This window comes from Actinoallomurus acaciae, from assembly GCF_042429965.1.
Classification (GTDB): Bacteria; Actinomycetota; Actinomycetes; order Streptosporangiales; family Streptosporangiaceae; genus Actinoallomurus; species Actinoallomurus acaciae.
In genome coordinates this window covers 1-7899 of the sequence record NZ_JBHLZP010000381.1, presented here as the reverse complement: position 1 = coordinate 7899, position 7899 = coordinate 1, and the positions used below count along the sequence as shown (strand labels likewise).

The following is a 7899-nucleotide window of genomic DNA, read 5'->3' as shown; positions in this document are numbered from 1 at the left end:
TTCGGCCGGCCGATCGGGCAGTTCCAGGGTGTCAAGCACAAGTGCGCGCGGATGCTGATCGAGCTGGAGAAGGCCCGCGCGGTCGTGTGGGACGCCGCCCGCGCCTCCGACGACCCCGCCGACGAGTCGGGCTTCGCGGCGGGCGTCGCCGCGGTGATCGCCCCGGACGCCGCGCTGCGCTGCGCCCGCGACTGCATTCAGGTGCTCGGCGGCATCGGCTTCACCTGGGAGCACGAGTCCGGTCTCTACCTGCGCCGCGCCTCGACGCTGCGCGTCCTGCTGGGGCCGGCGAAGGACTGGGCCGGCTCCGTCGCGACCCTGGCGCTCGACGGTGTACGCCGCGCGGTCGAGGTCGAGCTGGACGAGGACACCGAACCCCTCCGCAACCGCATTCGCGCCGAGGTCGCCGAGCTGGCCGCGATCGAGGACAACACGGCGCGGTTCGCCCGGATGGGCGACGAGGGCTGGGTGTTCCCGCACCTGCCCAAGCCGTGGGGCAAGGCCGCCTCGCCGATGGAGCAGGTGCTGATCCTCCAGGAGCTGCGCGCCGCGAAGGTCAAGGGCCCGCAGCTCGCGATCGGCGCCTGGGTGGTCCCGTCGCTGGTCACGTACGGTACCCCCGAGCAGCAGGAGCGGTTCCTGGCTCCGACGCTGCGCGGCGAGATGGCGTGGTGCCAGCTGTTCAGCGAGCCGGGCGCGGGTTCGGACCTGGCGTCCCTGCAGATGAAGGCGGAGCGGGTCGAGGGCGGCTGGAAGCTGACCGGCCAGAAGATCTGGACGTCGGTGGCCCGGCAGGCCGAGTGGGCGATCTGCATCGCCCGCAGCTCGACCGAGCCGAAGAAGCACGACGGCATCACGTACTTCATCGTCGACATGAAGTCCGAGGGTGTCGACGTGCGCCCGCTGCGGGAGCTGACCGGCGAGGCGATGTTCAACGAGGTCTTCCTCGACGGCGTGTTCGTCCCCGACGACCGGGTGGTGGGCGAGGTCGGCCAGGGCTGGAAGGTCGCCCGCAACACCCTGAGCAACGAGCGCGTGCAGCTGTCCAGCGGTTCGGGGCTCGGCGCCGGGGTGAAGGAGCTGCTGAACTTCTTCGGCTCCCGCGACCTGGACCCGGTCAGGCGCGCCGAGCTGGGCGAGTACCTCTGCGAGGGCCAGGCGATCGACCTGCTCGGCCTGCGCCTGACGCTGAAGCAGATCTCCGGCCACGAGCCGGGCGCGGAGGCGAGTGTCCGCAAGCTGCTCGGCGTGCAGTTCAACCAGCAGGTCGCCGACTTCATCTGGGAGTCCCAGGGTGCCGTCGCGGCGCTGGAGGACATGACCGGGGCCACCGGCCTGTGGGCGCGCTACATGCTGTTCAGCCGTTCGATGACCATCTACGGCGGAACGACGGAGGTCCAGCTCAACGTCATCGCCGAGCGCATGCTCGGCCTGCCCCGCGATCCCGAGCCCGGCAGGTGACCGGCCTCGCTGCCGTCGCGGACCGTGCCGGGCCGCCGCACGGCGGCCGACGAGGACAACTGTCCGAGAGTGGGGGAATGCCGGAATTCGGCTGACACTCGTATCATCATGTTCCCGGAACGCGACGGTTGCCGGCTGAGTCTGATCAACGGTCGCGCAGGGTGCGGAAGAGGGGGCGGTCGAACCGGGGATGCTGACCCGTGTGATCGCCGGCTTCCGCAAGGAGGTGCCGGCCCGGACGCTGGAGTCGATCCAGCGGGCCGGTGTGGGCGTCTATCGCGCGCTCGACGACGCCGACGCCGTACGCCAGGACCTGGCCGCCCAGGGGGTCAGTGCCTGGCGCATGCCGGCCGCTGCGGCCGCCCAGCAGCTGTACGCGTGGAACGCCTACGTCCTGCAGACCCTGGGCGACAAGATGATCGACGCCGACTACCGTGCCGACTCTCGTACGGCCGGCTACCTCCCCAAGGTCACGGCCGAACAGGTGTGGGCGTTCTTCGGCCAGGTCGAGCGCTGGCTGTCGCTGAGCCGTCAGGCCGCGGCCAACCCCGGCTACCGGGTGCAGGACCCGGGGTACCTGCCGGCCGACCTGCCCGGCTGGGTCGAGATCGAGCCCTGCCCGGCCGCCCACCTGGAGGCGATGATCGCGGCGTGTGCCGCCGTACGGGAACACGCCGAGGTCGCGCTGGGCACCTTTGAGATCACCGCCGCCCCGGACGGCCGGCACACCGAGATCGCCCGGCTGCGGCAGCTCGCGGCGGAGGCGGGTACGTCGTCCGACTACGCCATGCAGGCGTTCGACCCGGCCGCCGGCCGGCGGTTGCACGAGGTCGTCGAGGAGCGCCTTCGGCGCGCGCTGGAGATCTACTACCACCTCGGCCAGCTCATCGCGATGCCGAGCCTGCTGAAGACCTACGGCCGCCGTGGCGGTGCCGGACCGACGGCCGGCCGGCTGCCGCTCCCGGGAAGCGGCGACTTCGACCCGTGGTGCCTGACCGAACGCGACGCCGTCAGGCGTCGGCAACGTGATCCCCAGGCGCGCCGGGCCATCAACGACCTGTGGCGGGGCGACCCCGACCCGGCGTCGACCCTGGCGATCCAGGATCAGCTCAACGCCGCGCTCCGGCGCGACGACATCAGGCGTACCGGCGCGATGTACTACGCCCCGCCGTGGGCCCCGATCTACCGGGCCCAGCGCCCCGTGGTGATCGGCAACCGCCGGTTGCAGCCCGGGCAGGACTTCACCTTCGAGGTCTCCGCGGAGCCCCTCCGCTACAACCACCCCTTCATCCGCCAGATCGTCACCGGCCCGTTCCACCAGGCTCGCCGGTAAGGTCCCGCTGCGGGCCACGACGATGGTCGATCGAGCCGGACGCCGTGTGGGACGTGCCGGCGGCCAACGCGTCCGGCCGGTGCGTGCGGAGGCGGGCAGGCGGGTCAGGTGGCCTCGATCCGCACGAGGGTCCGGTCGTTCTGGAGCAGCACCTCGGCCTTGATGACGCCCGGCGTGTGGACGGGCTGGAGGCCGAAGACGCAGCTCCTGCCGTCCGGGGTGACGATGGCGAGGCTCACGCTCTTGACGGCGGGCCTTGTCTGCAGCCACTCTCTGACGGCCTGGCACGCGGCGTGACCGTCGGAGGCCGAACATTCCGCGCCGCAGGTGCGGTCGGCGGTCAGTGTCACCTGTGCTCTGCCGCCGCCGATGTTCTTCTCCGCCGTACGGGTGTAGCCGCTGGGCGCTCCGAGGCTCTCGGCGATGCGCAGGTTGTCGTTGTAGGTGGAGTCCGCGCCGCTACGGAACACGAACGCGAACACCGCCGCGGCCGCCACGACGGTCGCCGCGATGGCGGCCGGTACGAGCCAGGGCGGCCTGCCGCGCTGCGCCGGGGGGCGTTGAGGCGGCTGATGGGCGGGTGCCGGAGCCGGTGCCGGGCCGTGTGCCGGGTGACCGGGGCCGAGCCGGGTCAGTGCCGCGTGGAGCTGGTCGCCGGTCGGGCGCCGAGCCGGGTCCTTGCGGAGCAGAGCGCTGATGACCGGTTCGAGAGGGCCGGCGTGGACGGCGGCGGCGGGGTCCTCGGTCGCGACGGCGACGAAGACCGCTCCGGCGCTGGTGCCGCCGAACGGGGGGCGGCCCTCCACGGCCGTGTAGAGGGTCGCGCCCAGCGACCACAGGTCGGAGGCGGGGCCGGCCGGGAGGCCGCGTACCTGCTCGGGGGACATGAAGGCGGGGGTCCCCATGATCTCGCCCGAGCGGGTCAGGGTGGCGTCGTTGTCGACGGCGGCGATGCCGAAGTCGGTCAGGACGACCCGGTCGCCCTCCAGCAGGACGTTGGCGGGCTTGACGTCGCGGTGGACGACGCCCACCTGGTGCGCCGCGCGGAGGGCGTCGAGTATCCGCAGGCCGATACAGGCGACCCGCTGGGGCGGCAGCGCCCCTTCGGCGTTGAGGAGATCGCCCAAGGACCTGCCGTGGACCAGTTCCATGATGATCCAGGGGCGTTCGTCATCACCGACGACCAGGTCGTGGACGGTGATGATGCCGGGGTGTTTCAGCCGCGCGGCCGCGCGTGCCTCACGATCCAGCCGCGCGATCCAGGTCTGCCGCCGGTCGGCGCTCAGCTGCTCGGGGAACCGGAGTTCCTTGACGGCCACGTCCCGGTTCAGCTGCTCGTCGTGAGCGCGCCAGACGGCCCCCATGCCGCCCTGCCCCAGAATGTCGGTGAGCCGGTATCGGTGAGCGAGGAGTCGGCCGAGATCGTTCACGAGCCGACCCTAGCCGCCCTCCCGTCAACGAGACCGTCATGTCCGTGAATGGGCCTATGTGATCGGGAGCGGTCCTGCGACCTCGAGCGCCGTGGTCAGGTCCACTGGTCCCCTGCCTCGTGGGGGAGGCGGAGGAGGGCGGCCGCGATGAGTACCAGGCCCGCCAGGCGGAGGACCAGATCGCCCATGCTCGGGGGGAGGTGCTCGCCGAACATCGGGGTGCCCGCCACCACGGTGTAGAGCGTGGAGACCACGGTGGACACCGGGGCGACGATCGACGCGCGTCCCCGCTGCAACGCCGTCTGGAAGACCACGAAGCCCGTCAGAGTCACCGGTAGCAGCAGGTACAGGTACGGCGAGGCCAGTGTCGACGCGACGATCTCCACCAGGCCGTGGAAGTCGATCGACGCCGACAGGCCCTTGGAGACCATGCCGGCGACGCCGTACACGATCCCGGCCGCCAGGCCGTACGGCACGTCGCCGGCCGGCCGGAGCCGCGCCCCGCGTGCGGCCGCCGCGAACACCGCCACGCCCGGCAGCGTGGACGGCACGGCGACCAGCAGTACGCGTACCACGTGGCCGCCCGTCCCGGCGGCGTCCGTGCGCGGGTCCAGCGACGCGATGACGCAGGCGACCCCGGCCGCGATCCCCGCCAGCCCGGTCCACTCGCGCGCGGTCAGCCGCTCGCCCAGCATCGTCATGCTCAGCAGGAGCAGGAACACGATCCCGGAGGCGAACACCGGCTGCGCCACGGTCAGCGGGATACGCGTCAGGACCACGAGCTGACCGGCCAGCCCCGTGAGGATCAGCCCGAACCCGGCCAGCCAGCGGGGCGTCGTCACCAGCATCCGGACCAGGGTCAGGGGCAGCCGGACGTTCAGCGGCGGCAGCGCGGACAGTGCACCCTTCTCCAGCACGAACCCGACGTTGTAGGCGAGCGTGGCGACGAGCGCCAGCACCACGCCGAAGATCACGGCCGCTCCGGCACGGCGATCATGGGCGCCGCGCCTGGACGAGCAGGATGCTCGCGGCCGACGACCACCGGCACAGCAGCACGTCCAGGGGCCGCAGGACGCCGGGCACGACGTGGGACGGCGCGCCGTCCACGCGCTCGCAGACGAAGCCCCGCGCGGTGAGGAACTCCGTCAGCGCCCGCTTGGTGAACATCCGCAGGTGACCGGCCACCTGACGGCCCGGCCGCCCGTACACGCCGCGCATGCTGACCTCGGAGAAGATCGGCTGGATGCCGAGCGCGAGCAGGCCGCGGTTGTACCAGGCGGCGAGGTTCGGCGTGGACACGAGGAGCCGGCCGCCGGGCCGCAGCACGCGGTGGAGCTCGTCGATCGCCGCGTCGGTGTCGACGATGTGCTCGATCACCTCGCTGAAGATCACGAGGTCGACGCTGCCGTCCGCGAGAGGCAGGCCGGGCGCGTCGAGCCCACCGCGGATCAGCAGGAGGTCGTGGCGCCGGGCGTTCCGCAGCGCCATCATCGACCAGTCGACGCCCACGACCGTGTGCCCGAGCCGTCGTACGAGGCCGGTGGCCGAACCGTCGCCGCAGCCGACGTCCACGATCACCTGGGGCCGGTCCGCCTCGGCGAGAACGGCCTCGACCATCCGGAGCTGCCGCCGGGCCCGGCCGGCGCCGGAGCTGACCGGGACGCTCGGGTCCTCATAGAACCGCTGGAGCGCGCCTTCGCCGGTCGTCACTCTGACCGCTCCCTTCCGCGAGCCCGGCGGACTCGCCGCGGATCGATCGAGCCGTGGACCGATTTGCGCCATTCTGTGGCGGTTATCATCCACTGTCAACGCCCGTCCCTTCACCCCCATCAGCCTCGACAGGAGACCAGCGCATGGCCGCACCCCGGACTCTTCCGCGCCGGCCGGTGGAGTCCGCCGCTCAACGCTGTTTCCGCTCGCTGCGGCTGTTCCGCGGCTTCCTCGGCGAGCAGTCCGATCCGGACGGCTTCTACACGTTGCTCGCCGGCGACGCCGTACGGCAGATCGAGCGCCACGTGGACCTCGCGGGCCGTACGGTCCTCGACGTGGGCGGCGGCAGCGGGTACTTCACGGACGCCTTCGACGCCCGCGGTGCGCGAGGCCTCCTCGTCGAGGCGGACCACGGCGAACTGTCCGGGCGGGGCGCGCCCCGGGCGGGGGCGCTGGTCGGCGACGGCTGCCGGCTGCCGCTGCGGGAGGCCAGCGTCGACGTCAGCTTCTCCTCCAACGTGCTGGAGCACGTGCCGGACCCGGGCGCCTTCATCGACGAACTGGTGCGGGTCACCCGGCCCGGCGGCGTCGTCTACCTGGCCTACACCCTGTGGTTCTCCCCCTGGGGCGGCCACGAGACCTCGCCCTGGCACTTCCTCGGCGGAGCGTACGCGGCGCGCCGCTACGCCCGGCGGCACGGGCATCCGCCCAAGAACCGGTACGGCACGAGCCTGTTCGCGCTCGGCGCGGGGCGGGTGCTGCGGCTGGTCCGCTCCCGCGACGACGTCACGGTGCTGGAGGCGCGACCCCGCTACTACCCGCGCTGGTGCGGCTTCCTCGTCCGGCTGCCGGGCCTGCGTGAGCTGCTGACCTGGAACCTCCTGCTCATCCTGCGGCGCGAGCCGTGACGGCCACCGGGCCCGGCCACGGGGAGACCGCCGTGCTCGACGAGCGGCTGCTCGCGCTGCTGGCATGCCCCGTGGACAAGGAGGCGCTGCTGTACTTCCCGGGCGACGGCCTGCTCTACAACCCGCGCCTGCGCCTCGCGTACCGGGTCGAGGATGGCATCCCGGTCCTTCTCGCCGGCGAGGCCGAGAAGGTCGGCGCCGAACGCCACGCGACGCTGACCGCCCGCGCCGGGCGCGGCGAGGCGGCGGCCACGCTCGGACGCGACCTCGCCGCGTCGGCCGGGCGGCGCGAGACCGCCCGCGAATAGCATTCGACTCCTACGCGCCGTTCCCTCGATGAGGGGCGCCGGTGTGTTTCACTGATTGACCTGCCGGCCGAAGATTCTTTTCTCGTAGTATCGGCGCTCGGCCTTCCAGCACTTCTGCTCGATTTCCTCATAGCGCGGACTTGAGGGATCGGTTTGATTCAGTTGTCGGTCCAGGTCGTTCATCTCGTCATGGAGGCGGTGCAGGTCATAGAACTCATAACCTGTTCCAGCAGCACCTCGCCCGAGGCCACGTCCACCGGATCGGCCTTGGCCAGCCGCTGAATGAGCGGCGTCGAGATCTGCTCACTGCATCCGCATGATCAGCGCCGGCGTCGCGGAGGCCGCGGTCCTACCGAATGACATTCGGATCTGATCTATCGTGGGCGCATGGGCATAGGACTGACCGCCGAGCACGAGGAACTCGCCGCCTCCGTACGCGCCTTCGCGGCGCGGCACATCCCGCGCGAGGCCGTTCGCGCGGCACTCGACCCGGGTGCGGACGAGCGGCCGGACCACTGGAGCGCGCTCGCCGGCCAGGGACTGCTCGGCCTGCACCTGCCCGAGGAGCACGGCGGACAGGGCTTCTCCCTGGTCGAACTGGCGGTCGCCGTCGAGGAGATGGGCCGCGCCCTCGCCCCGGGCCCGTACGTCCCCACCGTCTGGGCGAGCGCTGTGCTGCTCGCGGCCGGCGCCGGCGACCTCCTGCCCGGCCTCGCCGACGGAACCCGCCGCGGGGCGGTGTCTCTGGC

General features: G+C 72.1%; 9 protein-coding genes. 5 read left to right on the top strand and 4 right to left on the bottom strand.

What is annotated here, in order from left to right:
- A partial coding sequence (locus ACFFNX_RS35265) for an acyl-CoA dehydrogenase family protein (protein ID WP_378210260.1) occupies positions 1-1461 on the top strand: 1461 nt, incomplete at its 5' end.
- A 190-nt stretch (positions 1462-1651) separates the two neighbouring features.
- Complete coding sequence (locus ACFFNX_RS35260) at positions 1652-2794, top strand: P-loop NTPase family protein (protein WP_378210259.1); 1143 nt, start codon at positions 1652-1654, stop codon at positions 2792-2794.
- A 104-nt stretch (positions 2795-2898) separates the two neighbouring features.
- Here the strand turns inward: ACFFNX_RS35260 and ACFFNX_RS35255 are convergent, their stop codons facing one another.
- From ACFFNX_RS35255 to ACFFNX_RS35245, 3 genes are all read right to left on the bottom strand, one after another.
- A complete protein-coding gene (locus ACFFNX_RS35255) occupies positions 2899-4224 on the bottom strand; it encodes a serine/threonine-protein kinase (RefSeq protein WP_378210258.1) in 1326 nt (441 codons plus the stop codon).
- Positions 4225-4319: 95 nt separating this feature from the next.
- Positions 4320-5198: a DMT family protein gene (locus ACFFNX_RS35250; RefSeq protein ID WP_378210257.1), complete on the bottom strand. Its 879-nt coding sequence runs from the start codon at positions 5196-5198 to the stop codon at positions 4320-4322.
- A gap of 19 nt (positions 5199-5217) precedes the next feature.
- Entirely contained in the window at positions 5218-5934 is a 717-nt protein-coding gene (locus tag ACFFNX_RS35245; protein ID WP_378210256.1) for a class I SAM-dependent methyltransferase, read from the bottom strand.
- Between the two features lie 143 nt (positions 5935-6077).
- Here ACFFNX_RS35245 and ACFFNX_RS35240 point away from each other — a divergent pair, with 143 nt between their 5' ends.
- Entirely contained in the window at positions 6078-6842 is a 765-nt protein-coding gene (locus ACFFNX_RS35240) for a class I SAM-dependent methyltransferase (protein WP_378210255.1), read from the top strand.
- Complete coding sequence (locus ACFFNX_RS35235) at positions 6839-7150, top strand: Trm112 family protein (RefSeq protein WP_378210254.1); 312 nt, start codon at positions 6839-6841, stop codon at positions 7148-7150. The genes ACFFNX_RS35240 and ACFFNX_RS35235 overlap by 4 nt, the downstream gene beginning before the upstream one ends.
- Positions 7151-7198: 48 nt before the next feature.
- On the opposite strand, the gene ACFFNX_RS35230 is transcribed toward ACFFNX_RS35235, so the two are convergent.
- Complete coding sequence (locus tag ACFFNX_RS35230; protein ID WP_378210253.1) at positions 7199-7333, bottom strand: hypothetical protein; 135 nt, start codon at positions 7331-7333, stop codon at positions 7199-7201.
- Positions 7334-7537: 204 nt separating this feature from the next.
- On the opposite strand from ACFFNX_RS35230, the gene ACFFNX_RS35225 reads away from it, so the two are divergent.
- The coding region (locus ACFFNX_RS35225; protein WP_378210252.1) for an acyl-CoA dehydrogenase family protein at positions 7538-7899 on the top strand (362 nt) is incomplete at its 3' end.